At 49.3% G+C, this 19,736-nt stretch carries 14 protein-coding genes; 8 read left to right on the forward strand and 6 right to left on the reverse strand.

Features of this window, described 5'->3' with window-relative positions; all coding sequences use genetic code 11:
- The first annotated feature begins 108 nt into the window (after nt 1–108).
- Nucleotides 109–873, forward strand: coding sequence for an SDR family oxidoreductase (locus tag FDX22_RS05430; RefSeq protein ID WP_146716825.1), 765 nt, complete (start codon nt 109–111; stop codon nt 871–873).
- Nucleotides 874–973: 100 nt separating this feature from the next.
- On the opposite strand, the gene FDX22_RS05435 is transcribed toward FDX22_RS05430, so the two are convergent.
- The 5 genes from FDX22_RS05435 to FDX22_RS05455 all read right to left on the reverse strand — a co-directional run bounded on the left by FDX22_RS05435 (nt 974) and on the right by FDX22_RS05455 (nt 6,243).
- Entirely contained in the window at nt 974–1,456 is a 483-nt protein-coding gene (locus FDX22_RS05435) for a GNAT family N-acetyltransferase (RefSeq protein ID WP_146716826.1), read from the reverse strand.
- Nucleotides 1,447–1,743 (reverse strand): DUF1778 domain-containing protein, encoded by a 297-nt coding sequence (locus tag FDX22_RS05440; RefSeq protein WP_168246960.1) that lies wholly within the window; start codon nt 1,741–1,743, stop codon nt 1,447–1,449. Before FDX22_RS05440 ends, FDX22_RS05435 begins: the two co-directional genes overlap by 10 nt.
- Before the next feature lie 112 nt (nt 1,744–1,855).
- Nucleotides 1,856–3,838: an alkyl/aryl-sulfatase gene (locus FDX22_RS05445; RefSeq protein ID WP_137400165.1), complete on the reverse strand. Its 1,983-nt coding sequence runs from the start codon at nt 3,836–3,838 to the stop codon at nt 1,856–1,858.
- A 308-nt stretch (nt 3,839–4,146) separates the two neighbouring features.
- Nucleotides 4,147–4,776 (reverse strand): winged helix-turn-helix transcriptional regulator, encoded by a 630-nt coding sequence (locus FDX22_RS05450; RefSeq protein WP_117342784.1) that lies wholly within the window; start codon nt 4,774–4,776, stop codon nt 4,147–4,149.
- Between the two features lie 279 nt (nt 4,777–5,055).
- Nucleotides 5,056–6,243, reverse strand: coding sequence for an OmpP1/FadL family transporter (locus tag FDX22_RS05455; RefSeq protein ID WP_146716827.1), 1,188 nt, complete (start codon nt 6,241–6,243; stop codon nt 5,056–5,058).
- 850 nt (nt 6,244–7,093) lie between these two features.
- Here FDX22_RS05455 and FDX22_RS05460 point away from each other — a divergent pair.
- From FDX22_RS05460 to FDX22_RS05480, 5 genes are all read left to right on the forward strand, one after another.
- Nucleotides 7,094–12,433: a peroxidase family protein gene (locus tag FDX22_RS05460; RefSeq protein WP_146716828.1), complete on the forward strand. Its 5,340-nt coding sequence runs from the start codon at nt 7,094–7,096 to the stop codon at nt 12,431–12,433.
- 10 nt (nt 12,434–12,443) lie between these two features.
- Nucleotides 12,444–14,183, forward strand: a complete 1,740-nt coding sequence (locus FDX22_RS05465; RefSeq protein ID WP_146716829.1) for a type I secretion system permease/ATPase — start codon at nt 12,444–12,446, stop codon at nt 14,181–14,183.
- A 2-nt stretch (nt 14,184–14,185) separates the two neighbouring features.
- Nucleotides 14,186–15,520: an HlyD family type I secretion periplasmic adaptor subunit gene (locus tag FDX22_RS05470; protein WP_117342788.1), complete on the forward strand. Its 1,335-nt coding sequence runs from the start codon at nt 14,186–14,188 to the stop codon at nt 15,518–15,520.
- 157 nt (nt 15,521–15,677) lie between these two features.
- A complete protein-coding gene (locus FDX22_RS05475; protein WP_096757060.1) occupies nt 15,678–15,965 on the forward strand; it encodes a VF530 family DNA-binding protein in 288 nt (95 codons plus the stop codon).
- 12 nt (nt 15,966–15,977) lie between these two features.
- Complete coding sequence (locus tag FDX22_RS05480) at nt 15,978–17,345, forward strand: glycoside hydrolase family 10 protein (protein ID WP_096757059.1); 1,368 nt, start codon at nt 15,978–15,980, stop codon at nt 17,343–17,345.
- 40 nt (nt 17,346–17,385) lie between these two features.
- Here FDX22_RS05480 and FDX22_RS05485 read toward each other — a convergent pair whose 3' ends face one another.
- On the reverse strand, nt 17,386–18,024 hold the full coding sequence (locus FDX22_RS05485; protein ID WP_135912040.1) for a helix-turn-helix domain-containing protein: 639 nt from the start codon (nt 18,022–18,024) through the stop codon (nt 17,386–17,388).
- 198 nt (nt 18,025–18,222) lie between these two features.
- Here FDX22_RS05485 and FDX22_RS05490 point away from each other — a divergent pair, with 198 nt between their 5' ends.
- Together FDX22_RS05490 and FDX22_RS05495 are read left to right on the forward strand one after the other, a co-directional pair.
- Complete coding sequence (locus FDX22_RS05490; protein ID WP_096757054.1) at nt 18,223–18,561, forward strand: DUF3302 domain-containing protein; 339 nt, start codon at nt 18,223–18,225, stop codon at nt 18,559–18,561.
- A gap of 2 nt (nt 18,562–18,563) precedes the next feature.
- Nucleotides 18,564–19,703, forward strand: a complete 1,140-nt coding sequence (locus FDX22_RS05495) for an HlyD family secretion protein (RefSeq protein WP_115259944.1) — start codon at nt 18,564–18,566, stop codon at nt 19,701–19,703.
- The last annotated feature ends 33 nt before the right edge of the window (nt 19,704–19,736 follow it).

Raw genomic sequence — 19,736 nt, forward strand, 5'->3', positions numbered from 1 at the left:
CATGAAGGGTGTTCATAGACACAATCATTTTAGCCCTATTACTGACAATAATGATAATTGATATTCTGGCTGTATCGAAAATAAGTCTGCATTATCAGAAGGTTTATCATGAAAATACTCGTTGCCGGGGCGACAGGAAGTATTGGTCTTCATGTCGTCAATACCGCTATTGAAATGGGTCATCAGCCCGTGGCGCTGGTCAGAAATAAACGCAAAGTAAAATTGCTTCCTCGGGGAACGGATATTTTTTACGGCGATGTTTCAATGCCTGAAACACTCACCGAATTACCGAAAGATATTGATGCCATCATCTTCACACTCGGTTCTGATGGTCAGGGTCGAATTGGTGCCCGCGCTATCGATTACGGCGGAGTACGCAATATTTTACGAATATTCAAGGGTGTACCTGTTCGTATCAGCCTGATGACCACGATTGGCGTGACTGAACGGCTCAGCACCTGGAATCAGCGCACTGAGGTTCATGACTGGAAAAGACGTGCCGAGCGTCTGGTCAGGGCCAGCGGTCATCCCTATACCATCGTCAGGCCCGGCTGGTTTGATTACAACAATGATGATGAGCACAGAATCGTGATGCTCCAGGGAGATCGTCGCCATGTGGGAACGCCGGAAGACGGTGTGATATCTCGAGAGCAAATCGCCCAGGTCCTGGTCAGTGCCCTGACCAACGACGAGGCAAAAAATAAAACATTCGAGTTGGTGGCTGAACGAGGCGAAGCACAGCAGGATCTTACGCCACTGTTTGCAGACCTGCAGGCTGATGATCCACATAAAAATGATGGGGTTTTAGACATAGACAATATGCCTCTCCGGGAAGAACCGGAGTGCATTATTAACGAGCTGAACCTGTATTAGATTTTAGAGGAGGTTATACCCAGCCGTTTTGACTTTCAGGACTTTCATTTGTAGTGGTCAAGTAATACGCATTCTGGCGATTCGGGAACAATACGGTTGCTTAAATTTTGTAGAACAACGTATTTGCCGCTATTGGGGACTGAACGAAACCAAAATATTCATAGAACGCTCTGGTCTTGCCATCAATAGCATGTACCATGATGGCTTTGATACCCACTTGATCGGCTAAGTTGGAAATGCGCAGTACAGCATCATTAAGCAGCCATTTTCCATAACTATGACCTTGCGTACTGGCATCAACAGCAAGACGGCCCAACAGAACAACCGGAACAGGATCGGGCATATTCTGACGTAAGCTACGCCCTAAGTCAGCGTGGCTCACGGATCCAGTTGCAATGGAATAGTAACCCACTACGCGCTGAGTAGACTCCAGACAAATGACGAATGTGCGCGATGCGTTGAGGTACTGATTTTTAATCGCCCGGCGACGTAGCCAATCATTTAACACCTCATTACCGCAATCGAATGGCTGCAGCTCATGCCCTTCGGTCAGCAACGCCGGCGCCGTGACGTTTATTTCCATTCTGGCTTCACATCCATCAGGCGTTGACGCCCCTCAACATTTTGTACAGGCGCTTCAAGCTGCTCAATGAAAGACTGATATCGGGCATCGTCCAGGACGAACACACGCTGATCCAGAATGATATTCTGGGCCTCATGCACGGCCTTCTCAATGATAAAGTCAGTGCGGTTTTTATTAACCAAACTTGCGGCATAATCAATCACTGCGCGTTCCTCATCAGTAGCGCGGATATTAATTTGCTTATCGCGAGTTGGCTTACGAGCGCTGGTTTGCATAAGTTTCTCCATATGGTAACAAATTGCTATACACAAACCTTAGCCCAATTGGTAGCAGATTGCTATACGAAACTTGAGTTGCACCCGCCTGATTCGGCGGGTTTTAACTTCACCTTCTACATAATCAAGGTGTTACAATATTAAACCAGAAGTCGAAGCTGTCTAAATAGCCGAGGAATTCGTCAAGTTTTGCGTGATTACCTCTGACGTGTAACTCGCCCTTTTCTTCTGCTTGTTTTAGCGACTCCTCTTTGAGGATGATTTTGTTCAGGGTCGCGCGGTTCAATACAATTGAAGCATCAGCGTTACTGGCCTGCACGTTAGCACTATGATTAAGCACGCCATTTTCCAGCTCCAGCTTATAGTTGCCACCGTCATTGCCTAAATCGACATTAAAGACCGCTTTTGCATTTGCTGCCTTTTCGCCGTTGATGTGCACCGCCAAATAATCAAAGAACATCTCCGGTGACATAGCTTTAACCGTATCTGGGCTGGCCGTATTTGGTGTCGCACCTTTCACCACGCCGTTGCGTAACTCCTGGGCACCGGTCAGATAAAAATTCCGCCACGGACCTGATTCAGCCTGATATCCCATTTGCTCCAGGGCATCGGCCTCGAGGTTGCGTGCCTCTTTGTTGTTAGGATCGGCAAAGACGATATTGTTCGTAACTTGCGCCACCCAGCGATAATTGCCCTGGGCATAATCTGCTTTTGCTTTTTGCATAATGACATCAGGGCCGCCCATGTAATCAACATATTTCTTTGCCGCTTCGACGGGTGGCAATTCATCGAGGGTTGCCGGGTTGCCGTTGAACCAGCCGAGGTAAAAAACATAGGTTGCTTTCACGTCATGGCTGACAGAACCGTAATAACCGCGGCTGGCCCATGATTTTGCCAGACCGGGCGGCAACGTGAAGTTCGCCGCGATTTCATCACGGGTCAGTCCCTGGTTAGCCATGCGTAAAGTCTGATCATTAATGTAGCGATACATATCGCGCTGGCTCTTCATTAGCGTCACGACATTTTCATTGCCCCATGTTGGCCAGTGGTGTTGAGCAATAATAATGTTTGCTTTACCGCCCCAGCGACCAATCACGTCGTTGATATATTTTGACCATGCCAACGGATCGCGAATTTTCGCACCGCGTAGCGAATAGGTATTATGCAGCGTGTGAGTCACATCTTCTGCCGCTTCAATCATGCCCTTCTCTTCTACATACCACAGCATTTCTGATGGAGCTTCCGAACCTGGAGCCATCATAAAATCGTAGGTCAGCCCGTCGATAACTTCTTTCTGCCCGGTGTGGGTGATGTAGTTGGTAGGTTCAATCAGCGTCACCGTCCCGGCGGAGGTTGTCGTCCCAAGCCCCGCCCCAACCTGTCCTTTCGCATCGGGCTGTAATAAGTTGCCGTACATATAACTTGCGCGGCGACTCATGGCATTACCTGCCATAATATTTTCTGACACCGCTTCTTTCATAAAACCAGCCGGTGCATACACCTTCACTTTCCCGGATTTTACGTCGGATTCATCAACGACGCCGCGAACGCCACCATAATGGTCAACATGGCTGTGAGTATAAATGACCGCCACGACGGGTCTCTTTCCACGATGTTGATAATAGAGATCCATCCCCACTTTTGCGGTCTCAGCGGATACCAGCGGATCAACCACCGTAATACCCTCTTTACCTTCCATTATGGTCATATTTGAAAGGTCCAGATTTCGGATCTGATAAACCCCTTCGGTTACTTCAAAAAGTCCACCGATATTGATCAGTTGTGACTGACGCCACAGGCTTGGGTTCACTGTATCGGGCGCTTTTTCACCTTCTTTAATAAATGCATACTGCTGCGGATTCCAGACTATATTGCCTTGTTTTCCTTTAATCAGGTCAGCCGGAAGCGGAGCAATAAATCCTTTGTGAGCATTAGAAAAATCAGTTTTATCATTGAAAGGTAACTGCCCGTACAATGAATCGTTTGCACTTTTCGTTTGTGCCGTGGCATCTTTCGCTCCCTCTTGCGCCATAACTGGCAGCGACATTAATGATGTGGAACACACACCAGCGATGACCATATAACCCACTATTTTATTAAGTTGCATAAATCCTCGGCTAATATACTTTATGAGCAGGGCTTCCCTACTCTTTTGAATGTTGAAAAATTGTATAAGGGTGAAAATGTAAGTCTGTATTATTCGATAATAAAAGACTAACACCAAAAACCAATGGGGTTAATTAAAAAGATGTTTAATTATAAATTTTCATTTACTCTTAAATGAGTGTGATGATTGTCTTTTTCATATCTTACCTATTGTGGAAATACAGCCATGGTTGATGGATATAACGTACCACCACAATAGAATATTCAAGCCCTGCTGATAACTGATATTTAATTTATTTTTGGATTTACTCAGAACCTCTCAGGTAATCTGCTGATTGATGTCAGATACCCCCCACGTTCGAAATCAATATAACCACCTTTTTTTAACGCGGAGACAACATTCAAAATGCTGCTACGCGATAAGTGCGTACGCTCTTGAATATAATCTAAAATAGCGACTCGCTGGCGTGTCTCCTCGGGTAAAAGCATCATCTCCTCCAGATGATTGCGTATTACTGAATAGGTACGCTGCTGTACCACTAAATCATCACGATAGAAGAGATAACCGGTATGGTAGGAAACTATGGAGGCAACGTCTTCCCATAAACCATTTTTATGAAACAGCTCTCGCGCTTTATGCGCATCGACGCGTAGTATTGTTGACTCTGTTTCTGCACGTAATAAATGACCGTGAATTGGTTGGAGCATCTCCGCGAGACCGAACAGATGAGGTTCATAGACCGTGACGATCAGTAGGCCATCCGACGAACGCAAAATAGAAAGCTCTCCTTGCAGAAAAAGATACAACTGAGGCTGATTTTTGTGCATCCAAAGGATACGCCGACGTGGCACAACCTTGAGTTTTTCTGCTATGGGTTCAAGCGCTTGCGTCAAGCGTTGGATGCTTTGTTCAGGACGTACCGGTGGTAAAATTTGCATGATAAAACCCGTACTCTTTCAATTGATCTAACGATGTAAACCAAGATAACTTCAATGAAGATAGACCATATTCCAGCCATAGGGTTCCTATTAATAAAAGAACAAATTTATTTTTATTAGGCTATGTCATATGGAAAAGTCCACCAGCCGGTAGCGACAGACGATTAATTATGCCGCTGTACGCTCCCTGTATGACACGGGAACAGATGTTGTGAATTCAATAGTCCACAACCGTTACTATTAGCATCATTCTAAAGCCGGGTTTATTAAAATGATGCGCTAAAATTGATAGCTGTAATTAACGCTGGCAAACCAAAGCCACGGTTTTTTATATTCGCCCGCAAAAGCATCTGATTTAACCTGAGAAGACTGCATATGCAAGTACTCCACGGCAAACCCAATATTACTGGCAGGTGTAATCTGGTATTGTGCCCCGGTGCCAAATCGCCATTCGTCGCCGGTAGGTAACGACAGAGCAACATCACTTTGTGTTTTGTACGGCGAACTGTCAAACGCAACTCCTGCATTAATTCGCCACTGCTCATCAGGGCGATACTGTACGCCTAACGCGGTATGCCATGTATCTCTCATACGATTGGCGTGTTCGTTCGATTGACCATTAACGGTTATTTGTGGGCTACCAAACTGACTCCAGTCCTGCCAGCCAAGATCGCCCATCACCGACCACTGCGTGTTGATATCGTGAACCAGACTCAACATCACCTGCTGCGGTGCACGAACTTGTGCGGAGATCGGCAGGTCATACTCAACATTTGGCAGGTTTGGGAAACGCGCTTTTCCATCGATATTGAAATGATAATCGGTCTTACTGGTCCAGGTAATACCTGCTCGGGTGCGATCGGTTAAATCCATTAGCAAGCCAAGACGGTAATTCGTCGCCCAGTCATGATCGTTTTGTTTCTCATCATTACCCCCGACATTTCGGGTTAGCGACAGAAAACCATAGTTTAGCCCCACAGCCGCACCCACTGAGACTTTATCATTCAACTTCCAGGCCATCCCAGGGCTGAGGGTCATTGCTACCATCGTACTTTTTTTAATTAACCGATCCCCTGCCCAGTTGCCAAAATCGATACCCAGTCCATAGTTGCCATATAATCCAATCCCCGCCGAAACGGAATCACTGAGTTGCTGTGTATAAAACAGACTGGCATTAGGAAAAATTGTCATGACGTTGCCGGGGCTTTGTCGATCCACCGATTCGTTATTCAACGAATAGGGAATATCTCCCCCCATTGCCTGCAATCCTGTGGTAACCATGTGGTCAGGTAAGCGAGTCATGCCTGCGGGGTTAGTGAATAGCGTTGACGCATCCTGGGCCCGGGCGGCCTGCCCGGCTCCCGCTAGCGCGGTATCTTCCGTACCTATTTCGTAAAAATAGAGCGCACTTGCATGACTGAGCGTTGAAAATAGCATCCCGGAGATGAGAATGATTTTTTTCTTCATTTGGTTACCTGCATTGATGGATAATCTTTTTGTGTAAGAAGTATGGCCAACAACGTGCCCGTCTCTCTAAAAACTATAGAGTTACCCCTCTGTTTCGCAAAGATTGTCTTACTGTTTTCGGTAACATCATAATCAGGGGACTGGCGTGGTGTCGTGACAAAATCGATCCAATATTAAATTTTCAAATTCAGTACTACGACTTCACTATTACAAAACACATTTAAATCATCTGTTTTACGTAGAGTATTAAGAATAAGACTACATTGACGATCGTCACAGGGTTTGCTTACCCTCAGTGGCTTAGTTTGTTAAATAATGACCAAAATACTTAAAGAATCATAGGTCCTCATACCTTACCACTACTCAATACATATTGGTCTTTGAAGCATTATTTGATGGTGGGCGTCAGCACCTCGTGGCGATAATTAACTCAAGTGTAAAGAAATGAAAATTTAATATTTTCATTATAAAGTATGAGTGAAGTCGCCACAGGAAAATCCATAGTTATGATCATAACAAAAATGTCATGTGAGATAAAAACGCCACTTTTAACCTTTGCGAAGACGTCGTCTTCGCAAAACTGTGTGTCCTGAGTATGTGATTAGATTCAATGGGTTAAACAGACTTCCATTTTTTTCAAACCTAATCAATAAGTGAGGTGAATATATTAGCACGCAAACCAGGAGAATAACTTTAATAATGACGCCAATATTTTAACTATTTGAAGAACGGAATCTGTACACGTAATAGCACACGAGAATCAAATAAGACTCATTCTCATATCTGTTTTAGTTAGTAACAGAGATGACAGATGATAGCTAATCCAAAGTAAAGATAGGGGTAATTAGTTATGGCCTCACAATATGACTTTACTGTCACACTCCACGATCTCGCTTTTATTCTTAAGCAGATCAAAATATCTGAAGCAGCAACTAATCCGGATGGTTCTATCAATGGCGATGCCCTTAGGGATTTAGTATCCAGCCCATTGTTGCCCTATGGGCTACGCACGGTAGATGGTTCGTGGAATAGCCTTTTGCCCGGCCAGGAGTTATACGGCTCTGCCGACCAGACAATGCCAAGGTTAACCGCATTGAATTGGCAGGATGCTGACGCGATGACCAGCTACATTCAACTCGGTGGCACGGTTATTGATGCAGACCCTCGTATTATCAGTAATTTAATATCCGATCAAACCGCCTCTAACCCAGCTGCGCAGGAGGTGTTTGACGCATTATCAGGCGTGCCAGGCGGTGGTACCATCACCGGGGAAGGCAATACCTTAACCATCCCAAACCAGTCACCGGATGTGGGGCTCTCCCCTGCTTTTAACGGCTGGATGACGTTCTTTGGTCAGTTTTTTGACCACGGTCTGGATCTTATCCCTAAAGGCGGAAACGGGATTGTCTTTATTCCCTTGCAACCCGATGACCCTTTATATGTGGAAGGATCACAAACTAATTTTATGATCTTAACCCGGGCCACGGTTGATGAAAACCGTGAAACGGTCAACACAACGACGCCTTTCATTGATCAAAACCAAACCTATACCTCCCACCCTTCACACCAGATTTTCATCCGTGAATACGTATTAATAGATGGCAAACCAGAGCCGACCGGAAATTTGTTGGGCGGTGCTAACGGCGGTCTGGCAACCTGGTCTGACGTTAAACATCAGGCTGAAACGCTGCTTGGCATTAAACTCACCGATCAGGATGTCTTTAATGTTCCACTGCTGGCGACCGACCGTTACGGTAATTTGATATTAAGTGACAATGGCAAAGTACAAATTGTTACCACCGGCGGATTAGTCGAGGCTAACGGAGGCCCCTTACCTGAGGGCACGTTCCGTACCGGACACGCCTTTCTGGATGACATTGCCCACACGGCTGCGCCAAAAGCGGGCCTGGTTGCAGATAGTGATGGTGCCGTTGGCAACGGTAACGCAACCGAGCAACCAGCAGGTACTTATGACAACGAACTGCTCGATCGCCACTTTATCACCGGCGACGGGCGTGGTAATGAAAACATTGGCCTGACTGCCGTCCATGCGGTGTTCCACAGCGAACATAACCGCCTGGTGGAACAATATAAAACCACCCTGCTGGAAACCGGCGATGTTGGCCTCATCAATCAGTGGTTGATGCCGAACCATCAAATAAAAGAGTTGCCCGCAGATACCAGCACCCTGGTCTGGAATGGTGAGTACTTATTCCAGGCTGGACGTTTCTCTACGGAAATGCAGTACCAGCACCTGGTGTTCGAGGAATTTGCACGTACAGTGCAACCTGCCGTCGACCCGTTTGTCTTCTCTAACACGGCGGATATTAACCCGCTGATCTTTGCCGAGTTTGCACATGTGGTGTATCGCTTTGGCCACTCGATGCTCACAGAAACCGTGGCGCGTACCGATATCGACAACGAAAACGGCGATCTCGATTTAATTACTGCGTTCCTCAACCCGGTGGCATTTAATCAAATCAACGGTGTGGGTGTTTCTGATGATGCGGCCATCGGCGCAATTGTTCGCGGCATGACGCGTCAGGTGGGCAACGAGATTGATGAGTTTATTACCGATGCCTTGCGCAATAACCTCATCGGGTTACCGCTGGACTTAGGTGCACTCAACATTGCGCGCGGTCGCGATACCGCAATGCCGACGCTGAACCAGGCTCGCGAGCAGTTCTTTGAACTCAGCGGTGATTCGCAGTTGCGCCCCTATACCAGTTGGGCCGATTTCACCACCTACCTGAAAAACCCGGCGTCCATTATTAACTTTATGGCCGCCTACGGTCAGCATGAGCTGATCCTTAACGCCACCACCCTCGTCGAAAAACGCGCGGCGGTTAACTTCCTGTTGTTTGGCGATAAAAACAATGCCCCACCAGCAGATGCGCTCGATTTCTTCAACAGCACCAACTCATGGGCTACCAAAGAAACCGGCCTGAATATGGTCGATTTCTGGATCGGCGGCCTGGCCGAGCGCAAAAACGAATTCGGCGGCATGCTGGGTTCGACCTTCAACTTTGTGTTTGAAACGCAGATGGAAATGCTGCAGGACGGAGACCGGTTCTATTACCTGAGCCGTGTTCAGGGCCTGAACCTGCTCAATGAACTGGAGGCAAACTCGTTCTCCGCACTGGTGATGCGTAACAGCGACCTTGGCGAAGCGAATTCCTCTCACCTGCCCGCTAACCTGTTCCAGACGCCGGATCATATCTTCGAAGTCAACACCTTGTTGCAAATGGAAAGTGATCCAACATGGGGGAATCCGCTGAAAGACCTGCTGACACCTTTACTGGTGCGACGGGCTCCGGGGAATGATGTGGATGGTGATACCCATGCCGACGGCGGCTACCTGAAATACATCGGCGATGGACATGTGGTACTCGGCGGCACTGCCGGAAACGACACGTTAATTGGTGGTAAAGGTATCGATAGCCTGTGGGGTGATGGTGGTGATGACCGTCTGGACGGTGGCGACGAAGCCGATGTGGTCCACGGTGGTGACGGCAATGACATTATTACCGACACCGGAACACCGGTTGGCGATGCTGATTTCCTGCACGGCGATGCCGGGCATGATGTCATCTTCTCCGGTAACGGTAACGACCTGGTCTTTGGCGGCAGCGGTAGCGACTTCGTGGTGGTTGGCGAAGATGCACAGGAGGTCTTCGGCGGTCTGGATAACGACTTTGCGTTGGGCGGTTCGGGTGCTGATACCCTGATGGGTAACGAAGGTGACGACTGGCTGGAAGGCGGCGACGGCTTCGACACGCTAGCCGGTGATAACTCTGAGCTGTTCTTCAACAGTACCATTATTGGTCATGATGTGCTGAACGGTCAGGGCAACGATACCGACTACGATGGTGAAGCTGGCGACGATATTATGGTTCAGGGCGCGGGTATTCAACGCAACAATGGTATGGCCGGTTTCGACTGGGCAATCCATAAAGGCGACCCGAACGGTGCGAACTCCGATCTCGGGATCCCGATTTTCGTTAATCAGCAGGAATTCATTCTGCGTGACCGCTTTGACCTGGTCGAAGGGCTTTCAGGATGGAAGCACAACGACATTTTGACCGGCACGGAACAGCCGATCGGCACCGCGCCGGTTCAGGGCACCCCGCTCTCCAATAACCTGACGCAGGAAGGTGCGGACAGGATCAACGGCCTACAGTCCATTCTCGGCGTCGAGCGTTCCTCTAACCCGAATGCGGTGTTGCTGAATCCGGATGACGGCAGCGACATCATCCTCGGCGGTGGCGGCAGCGACCGTATTATGGGTAAAGCGGGTAACGACATCATTGATGGCGATGCCTGGCTGAACGTGCGTATTGCCGTCACCGGCATGGCAGGACTCACCAGTGCAGAAAGCATGGCTGAGCTGAAGTCGTACATGCTGGCCGGCACCCTGAAACCGAACCAGCTGTCGATCGTGCGTGAGATCTTGCGTGAAGGTAACGGCACCGAAACTGACGTTGCGGTGTATCGCGATATCAGCACGAACTATGCCTTTACCCGTATGGCGGACGGTAGCCTTCGGGTCGACCACGCAACGCCGAATGCCGCCCTCAACCTGGATGACGGCACTGACCGCCTGCTGAATATCGAAAAACTGGAGTTTGGCGACGGTCAACAGCTGTGGGTCACCGCACAAAAAGCGACAGGTAACGTCAACATTAGCAGCGCGACACCTTCGGTCGGTGACTTGCTGCGCGTTAACGTGGCCAACTTGCTGGATGGTAACGGACTCGCGGCAAATACGGTGATCACCATGACCTGGCAGGCTCTGGTCAACGGACAATGGCGCGATCAGGCAACCGGCGTAGAGTTCAGAGTACCGGGCTCTATTCAGGGCGCTCCGCTGCGTGTGGTCGCCAGTTTTAACGACCAAATGGGCGATGCGGAAACCTTAGTCTCAGCACAAACCCAGGCCATTATGCCACGCAATCAGGCGACCACCGGCGCACCGGTGATTAACGACCTGACGCCGACTGAAAGCCTGACGTTGACCGCAGTGGTCTCCGGCATTGCTGATGCTGACGGTCTGAGTGGCGGCAACTTCAGCTACCAATGGCGAATGAGTTCCCCGACAGGGTTCATCAACATTGTTGGTGCAACATCGGCAACCTATACCCCAGGTCAGGCCGCTGTGGGACGCACGTTGCAGGTAGTGGTCACCGTCGTTGATGACGAAGGCAACCCCCCTGTTGTTCTGACATCAACCACCACTCAACCGGTGGGGGATCTGATTGTTGGTAATAACGGAAACAACACGCTGAACGGTACCGCATGGAGTGACATTCTGCGCGGTGAAAACGGCAATGACAATTTGTTTGGTGGTGCGGGTGATGACCTGCTGGTCGGAGGGGCCGGAAACGACAGCCTGTCTGGTGACGCGGGACAAGACACGCTGCAAGGCGATGCCGGAGATGACCTCCTCGATGGTGGTTTGGGGGCAGATAGCATGACCGGGGGTGCCGGTAATGACACCTACATCGTGAATGACGTTGGTGATCTGGTGATCGAAGGTCTGAACGGCGGGACGGACGTGGTTCGCACCAGCCTCAGCAGCTACGACATGACCGGTAACGTTGAAGAACTGGTGTTCACCGGCAGCGGCAGCTTTATCGGTACCGGTAATGGACTCGCCAACATCATTACCGGTGGTGCGGGCAACGATCAGCTGTTTGGTATGGGAGGCAACGATCAGCTGTTCGGTGGGATCGGGAATGACTTCCTGGATGGCGGAGACGGCAATGATAACCTGCAAGGTGGAAACGGCAACGACGTCATGATTGGCGGCGCGGGCGTCGATACCCTCACCGGCGGTAACGGTGACGACATCCTCAATGGTCAGGAAGGCAATGACAATCTGGATGGCGGTACCGGGAATGACATCTTCGCCTTTGCCGCCAACTTTGGGCGAGACCGCATCACCGGTTTTGACAGTAATCCTAATGGTGGTCAGGACTATCTTGACCTGGTTCAGTTGGGTATTAATGCGGGGAATTTTGCCAGCAGCGTGTCCATCACCGGCAGCAACGGCAATACCATCGTGACTATCGGGGCTGACAACATCACGTTGGTCGGCGTCAATTCAAGCACCGTCACGATAGGTGATTTTTATCTGGAAACGCCGAACACCCTTGCCAGTAATAACGGCAACGGTTCATTGATCGTATAAGGAGAAGACTATGTCGCGCCAGCATACGCCAACAGAACTGAATGATGCATTAAAAGGAACGAAACCTACTTTTCTTATCCTGTTATTTTTTAGTTGTGTGATTAATATGCTTATGCTGGCGCCGGCAATTTATATGCTACAGGTTTATGACCGCGTTCTGGTGAGTAAAAACACCACCACGCTGTTAATGTTAACCTTACTTATTTTCGGTTTATATACTGTCATTGCCATGATTGAATCAGCCCGTGCTAAGGTCATGGTTCGTCTGGGAAATCGGCTGGACGTGAAGTTAAGCCAGCTAATTTTTAACTCGGCGTTTAAAAGAAAGATTGCCACCGGAGAGAACAATCCCGCGCAGTCAATAGCAGAACTTGACCAGGTTCGTCAGTTTCTTTCTGGCAATAGCCTGTTTGCTCTGCTGGATATTCCGTGGACCCCCATTTATTTATTCATCGCCTTTCTTGTCCACCCTTTATTGGGATATCTCTCCCTCGGCGGGATATCCATACTGTTTATTCTCACCATAGTGTCTGAATTATCGACGAAGCGACCTATTCAGCAAGCCCATGCGTTGACCATCAACAATGCCACAAAACTCAATAAGCAGTTGCAAAACTCCGATGCCATTGAAGCGATGGGGATGCTCTCTACCCTCAAGTCCAACTGGCAAACCCAGCATGACAAGGTGCTGGTATTACAAACGCAGATCGCCGACAAAACGGCAGGATTAAGCAGCCTGAGCCGCTTCGTGCGAGTGTTATTGCAGTCCATCGCGCTGGGCGCCGGTGCGCTACTGGTGATCGGGGGACAAATTACCCCGGGCCTGATGATTGCCGCCTCGATTATTCTGGGGCGCGTTCTGAACCCGGTTGAACAGGTGATCGGCAGCTGGAAGCAGTTTGTGCAATTTCGCAGCGCGTGGCACCAGTTATCAAACCTGCTGAAGGAGTACCCGGCACCGAAAGATGTCCTGACGCTGCCAAAACCCAAAGGCAATATCAGCGTCGAAGCCGTCTTTGCGGCCGCCCCCGGTCAGCATACTCCGCTGCTACGCAATATTTCATTTCAGCTTGAACAAGGCGAAGTACTGGGGATTATCGGCCCGTCAGCCTCAGGCAAAACATCGCTGGCTAAAGTGCTGGTCGGCGTGTGGAAACCGTTATCGGGTAAAGTCAGGCTCGACGGCGCGGATATTTGTCAGTGGGATAAAGAACTGCTGGGTCCGTCCATCGGCTACCTTCCGCAGGATGTCGAGCTGTTTGACGGCACAATCGCGCAAAACATTGCCCGTTTTACGAAAAATGACAGTGAACTTATCGTGGCGGCCGCGCTGCTTGCGGGTGTGCACGAGATGATCCTGCGCCTGCCGCAGGGGTATGACACTTTACTGGGTTCAGGTGGATATCAATTATCAGGTGGTCAGCGTCAGCGTATCGGGCTGGCGCGCGCGGTGTATAACAACCCCGCATTTCTGGTCCTTGATGAGCCAAATGCTAACCTGGATGATGCCGGTGAATTTGCCCTCATCAAGGCGATTAATACCCTCAGAACCCAGGGGCAAACCACCGTAATCATTTCCCATCGCCCCACGCTGCTCGGTGTGGTGAACAAGGTTTTACTGCTCAATGAAGGGGCTATCCAGGAGTTTGGTACCCGTGATCAGGTCTTTACCACGTTACGCCAGGCCAATGTATTAAAACCAGTGGCGACAGCGTCTTCATCCAACAATGAACAAAAACGCGAGGCATGAAGATGAAAAAGAATACAAAAGGTTCTGGAAATCCGGGTTCTTCAGGTGTGGATACCAATATCTGGGCGCCGATTGTTCGGGGAATCATCGTCATCGTGCTCGGCGTTGGCGGCTTTCTGCTCTGGGCGGTACAGGCGCCGTTGGATGCCGGGGTGGTCGCGGATGGCACGGTGACGGTATCAAGCAACCGGAAAACAATTCAACATCTGAGCGGCGGACGTGTAACGGATATCTTCGTTAAAGAAGGTGACCAGGTCAAAAAAAATCAGGTCCTCGTCCGTCTGGATAAAATGCAGCTCGATATGCGTTTCAGTGCCTTAAACGCGCAGTATATTTCAGCAAAAAGTATTGAAGACCGGCTGATGGCAGAGCGAGACGGCCTGGAGGAGATTGCCTTCAATAGCGCGCTGACTCAGCAATTTTCCGGGAATAAACGTCTGACAGAAGTCAGAAATTTGCAGGCCAAACTCTTTGATACCCGGCGTAAAACGATTCAGGATGAATTGTCGATGATTCAGGAAACGCTTGATGGCCTGATCGGGCAGACGGAAAATCTCAACAAAATAAAAGGTTATCGCGATCATCAGTTCACGCTGATTAACCGCGAGCTCGGCGCAATTCGTGCATTGAGTGAAAAAAACTACTACCCGAAAGCGCAATTACTGGTGCTTGAACGTGAGGCCGCTGAAATCTCCAGCAGTGTATCCGAAGATATTCTGAACATTGCCAAACTCAAATCTCAGCAAAATGAGTTGAAAATCAAAGCATATCAGGCGCGTCATCAATACCTGCGTGAGGTAGAGTCTGAACTGACCGAAAACCAAAAAGAAGTCGCCATGCTGGAAGATGAACTGGTATCTACCCGTCATGAGCTGGATAACACAGAAATTCGCTCCCCCATTAACGGTGTGGTACTGGACGTTAAGGTCAGTACCGTTGGCGGTGTAATTCAGCCGGGCGAACATCTGATGGATATTGTTGCCGCCGGACAACCGATGCAAATCGATGCCAAAATACCGGTACATGCCATTGATAAACTGGCGCCAGGGTTAACCGTGGACGTCCTGTTCCCGGCACTTAACCACGCGTTGCTGCCGTCAGTACCTGCGCATGTGTTAACCGTCTCCGCTGACCGGTTAATTGATGAAGCCACTCAACAGCCCTATTACCTCGCCGAAGTGCAGGTTTCCTCTGAAGGTGCGCGCTTGCTGGGTGATTACAAGATTAAAGCCGGGATGCCCGCCAGCGTAACGATAAAAACCGGCGAGCGGACATTTTTAAGCTACCTGTTTAAACCCTTACTCGCCCGTCTGGAACTGGCGTTTAAAGAGTACTGATCGTCAATTCATTACCCTGACAGGAACCCTGGTGCTCATTGGCGAGCATCAGGCCTGTTTATGCCATTGCTGGTCGCCCTGCTTTCTTGTAACCTTCCCCTTCGCAAGCCTACTGCGTGCGTGAATGATTAATTTGCACCCCTGAACTGGACTTCATATGAATGCTCATACTTCGAAAGACCCTTTACACGGCGTAACGCTTGAAATGCAGGTCACTGCGCTGGTTGACCGCTTTGGTTGGGCTGAGCTGAGCCAACTCATCAACATCAACTGTTTTAAAAACGATCCCAGCGTTAAATCCAGTTTGAAATTTCTGCGCCGCACGCCCTGGGCGCGCGCTGAAGTAGAAGCGTTGTATCTTGATTCCCTGAATGATGACGCCCCGGAAAATACCGAGTCACCGGACTTCGATCCCTGGGCTAATAGTCGCGCTAATAAGAAATAAGAGCCCTTTCAGATGTCTGCACCCGGTTTTATTTCAGGTCATTACCAGAAAAAGCTGGCGAATCTCGTCGCCCGTTCTCGCAACATACTGCCAATAACCAACGTGAAATGGTTCGCCGTGCTCGTCGGCAGCATGCTCTTACTCGGCAGTTGCTCTTCCGAGCCGCCGGTGCCGAAAACCTCGCCACAGCCGCCGTTAACTAAACCGCAGCGTAGTCAGGAACCGATGCGTGGTGTCTGGCTGGCAACGGTTTCGCGCCTGGACTGGCCGCCGATCTCCTCGGTTAACGGCAGTTCGTCCGCCATCCGCATTAGCCAGCAGAAAAAAGCGCTGACGGACAAGCTGGATAATCTTAAACGTCTTGGGATTAACACCGTGTTTTTCCAGGTCAAGCCGGATGCCACCGCGCTATGGCAATCCAAAATTTTGCCGTGGTCAGATACCCTGACGGGCAAAATTGGTGAAGATCCGGGTTACGATCCGCTGCAGTTTATGCTCGACGAAGCCCATAAGCGTGGGATGAGAGTCCATGCCTGGTTTAATCCGTATCGCGTTTCTGTCAACACCAAACCCGGAACGGTAACGGAATTAAATAATACCTTGTCCCAGAATCCATCCAGCGTCTTTGTTCTGCATCGGGACTGGATCCGCACGGCGGGTGAGCGTTTCGTCCTCGACCCGGGCATTCCTGAAGTCAGGGACTGGGTAACCAGCATCGTGGCGGAAGTGGTTGAGAATTATCCCGTCGACGGCGTGCAGTTTGATGACTACTTCTATACCGAATCACCCGGTTCTGCGCTCAACGACAGTCAGACCTTCAGAAAATATGGTCAAGGATTTGCCTCGAAAGCGGACTGGCGACGCCATAACACAGAAAAGCTCATTGCGCAGGTCTCGCAGACTATCAAGAAACTGAATCCTGAAGTGGAGTTCGGCGTCAGCCCGGCAGGCGTATGGCGTAACCGTTCGCACGACCCGGCGGGTTCCGACACGCGTGGTGCGGCGGCCTATGATGAATCCTATGCAGACACACGCCGCTGGGTTCAACTGGGCCTGCTGGATTACATCGCCCCACAGCTTTACTGGCCTTTTGCCCGGGATGCCGCGCGTTACGATGTGTTGGCAAAATGGTGGGCGAACGTGGTCAAGTCAACCAACACGCGCCTGTATATCGGGGTTGCGCTGTATAAGGTTGGTGAGCCGTCAAGAAAAGAGCCCGACTGGGCGGTTAACGGTGGTGTTCCGGAACTGAAAAAACAGCTCGATATGAACGAGACTGAACCGCACATCAACGGTACGATCCTGTTCAGAGAGGATTACCTCAATCAACCCCAAACCCAGGATGCGGTAACCTATATCCGCAACCGCTGGGGGCAGTAATGTTGCCACTGTCCGCCGCTATGGCATCAAGCGGCGGATGTTAGTCGATACAGATGCACACCAGATGACCGCGCTGAAGCTGGATTGCCCCCTGCCGTTTGAGTCTGGCAAGGGTATCCATAACCGTGCTACGCGAAAGTCCAGTACGATCCCGAATGTATTGTGCTGCAGAGATCCTTTGTCTGATCTCCTCAGGTTCTTGTTGCAGCAGTTCGAGGTGTCCCCAGACCATATCTGTGGCACTCCGGCTGGTGATAAGGCGATCGCGTTGGCTCATTACCTGGATAATGTAGGCTTCAACGACCGCTACCGACTCCCATAACTGATCGCGATTCACGACCGTCATAAAATCTGTTTTCTTGATAACGTGTGTCGTACAAGGACTGACGGCCTCAATATCATAAAAATTTTGCCCGGTAGGAAGAAAAAACTCTGCCATTCCCAGCATTATCGGCGCCTGCTGGCTTGCCAGAATAAGACCATCAATGCGACGTCTTATCACGATTCTCCCCTCTGTCAGCAGCCAAATTCCGTTCTCTCCCTGCGAGTCCATAATAAAAGACCCACTGCGATATAAGGATTGTGGTTCGGAAAGTGGTAATAACGCATTGAAAAGTCGGGAAATATTTACCGACAGAAGTTCGTCACTGCGACCTGATTGTTCGGGGGGATTTGTCATAGCGTTCTCAAGATTATTTATATTGCCTCTCTTCAATAATTATCCTTCTGAACGGAAAAAGCAAATGAGGAAAATCCAATTTTGGATTGGCTTATATCGGATAATTTTCGAGAAAGTCTTATTTTATACTTTTAACATATTAACACTCTTTGCCATTAAAAATATGGCGATAATGTATCGCTAACAACGGGAGTTTTTATGGTACTCAATTATATTGCATTAGCGATGCTCATTTTCGTGTTCTTAGTTATTTTTTATGGCGTACTGATTTTGCATGACATTCCCTATGAAATTGCCAAAAAGAGAAATCACCCACATCTGGATGCGATCCATGTAGCTGGTTGGGTAAGCCTGTTTACGCTACATGCGCTCTGGCCATTTCTGTGGATATGGGCAACGTTATACAGTGATAAACAGGGTTGGCATGGTCATGTCTCGCGTAATGATACGCAGGAACTTACCGCGCGGATCGCCTCGCTGGAGAAAACACTCGAAAAAATAGCACCCGGTAATGTGCAGGAATCGAAGGTGAATTGATCGTGGAAACATTATTAGTATTAAGTTACGCCGCTATTGTTTATGCTATTTTCAAGATATTTAAAGTACCGTTAAATAAATGGACAGTCCCTACAGCGGTTCTTGGTGGGATAGTTATGCTGGGCGCGTTAATTCTCACCATGAATTACAACCATCCCTATACCGAGGATGCGCAAAAACTGGTAGTGGGTATTCCTGTTGTCCCACAGGTTACGGGCGTGGTGTCTGAAGTCACGGACAAAATTAATACACCGATCAAAAAAGGTGAGATTCTGTTTAAAATTGACCCTACCCGCTACAAAGCCAAACTGGAAAAACTGGAAGCGGACATTGTCACGGAAAAACATGACGTTATGGCGCTGGAAGAAAAACGCAACAGCGCGCGTCTTCAGTTTGAGCAGGCGAAAGCAGAGCGCGATAAGTATTACAAAAATTATCAGCGCTACCAGCAAGGAAGTCGGGCTAAGGTTAATCCTTTTACCGCCAATGATATTGATACCGCGCGTCAGGATTATCTGGCGCAGGATGCGGCGATGGATGCCGCCCATGCTGAGTTGAACAGCATTCAAAAAGAACTCGACAGCAGTATTAATGGTCAAAATTCACAGATTGCCAGTTTACAGGCACAAATTGATGAGGCGCGATTCAATTATGAACAAACGATTGTTCGTGCTCCAAGTGACGGTTATATCAGCCAACTCCTGGTGCGGCCCGGAACCTATGCCTCGAGGCTCCCTTTTAAACCGGTGATGGTATTTATTCCTGCCCATAAGAATCAAATTGTGGCGGCTTTCCGTCAGAACGCTATTTTACGTCTTAATGTAGGCGACGATGCAGAGATTGTTTTTAACGGGTTGCCGGGACAGGTGATCGAAGGAAAAGTGGTGAACGTGGCCCCGGTAATCCCTACCGGAGCCTATTACGCCCAAGGCACGTTACAATCGCTGAATATGGCGCCAGGAAGCAACAAAGTGCTAGTGAGCATTGATGTCGGTGAGAATCAGGCGGAACAGCAGTTGCCAGATGGCGTGGCCGCGCAGGTTGCGGTCTATTCCGCACATCATTTTGAAGCCTTGTCGTTGCTGCGAAAAATACTGTTGCGTATGACCAGTTGGATGCACTACCTGTATCTGGATCACTAATGGCGTATTCGGGCGCAGGCGTTGCGCCCGAAT

Source organism: Citrobacter sp. TBCS-14, assembly GCF_005280805.1.
Classification (GTDB): domain Bacteria; phylum Pseudomonadota; class Gammaproteobacteria; order Enterobacterales; family Enterobacteriaceae; genus Citrobacter; species Citrobacter gillenii.

Coding starts and splice junctions, on each gene's coding strand:
- FDX22_RS05480 (WP_096757059.1), top strand. CDS start 15,978: ATGTCTGCACCCGGTTTTATTTCAGGTCATTACCAGAAAAAGCTGGCG.
- FDX22_RS05485 (WP_135912040.1), bottom strand. CDS start 18,024: ATGACAAATCCCCCCGAACAATCAGGTCGCAGTGACGAACTTCTGTCG.
- FDX22_RS05455 (WP_146716827.1), bottom strand. CDS start 6,243: ATGAAGAAAAAAATCATTCTCATCTCCGGGATGCTATTTTCAACGCTC.
- FDX22_RS05465 (WP_146716829.1), top strand. CDS start 12,444: ATGTCGCGCCAGCATACGCCAACAGAACTGAATGATGCATTAAAAGGA.
- FDX22_RS05450 (WP_117342784.1), bottom strand. CDS start 4,776: ATGCAAATTTTACCACCGGTACGTCCTGAACAAAGCATCCAACGCTTG.
- FDX22_RS05460 (WP_146716828.1), top strand. CDS start 7,094: ATGGCCTCACAATATGACTTTACTGTCACACTCCACGATCTCGCTTTT.
- FDX22_RS05435 (WP_146716826.1), bottom strand. CDS start 1,456: ATGGAAATAAACGTCACGGCGCCGGCGTTGCTGACCGAAGGGCATGAG.
- FDX22_RS05470 (WP_117342788.1), top strand. CDS start 14,186: ATGAAAAAGAATACAAAAGGTTCTGGAAATCCGGGTTCTTCAGGTGTG.
- FDX22_RS05490 (WP_096757054.1), top strand. CDS start 18,223: ATGGTACTCAATTATATTGCATTAGCGATGCTCATTTTCGTGTTCTTA.
- FDX22_RS05430 (WP_146716825.1), top strand. CDS start 109: ATGAAAATACTCGTTGCCGGGGCGACAGGAAGTATTGGTCTTCATGTC.
- FDX22_RS05445 (WP_137400165.1), bottom strand. CDS start 3,838: ATGCAACTTAATAAAATAGTGGGTTATATGGTCATCGCTGGTGTGTGT.
- FDX22_RS05475 (WP_096757060.1), top strand. CDS start 15,678: ATGAATGCTCATACTTCGAAAGACCCTTTACACGGCGTAACGCTTGAA.
- FDX22_RS05440 (WP_168246960.1), bottom strand. CDS start 1,743: ATGGAGAAACTTATGCAAACCAGCGCTCGTAAGCCAACTCGCGATAAG.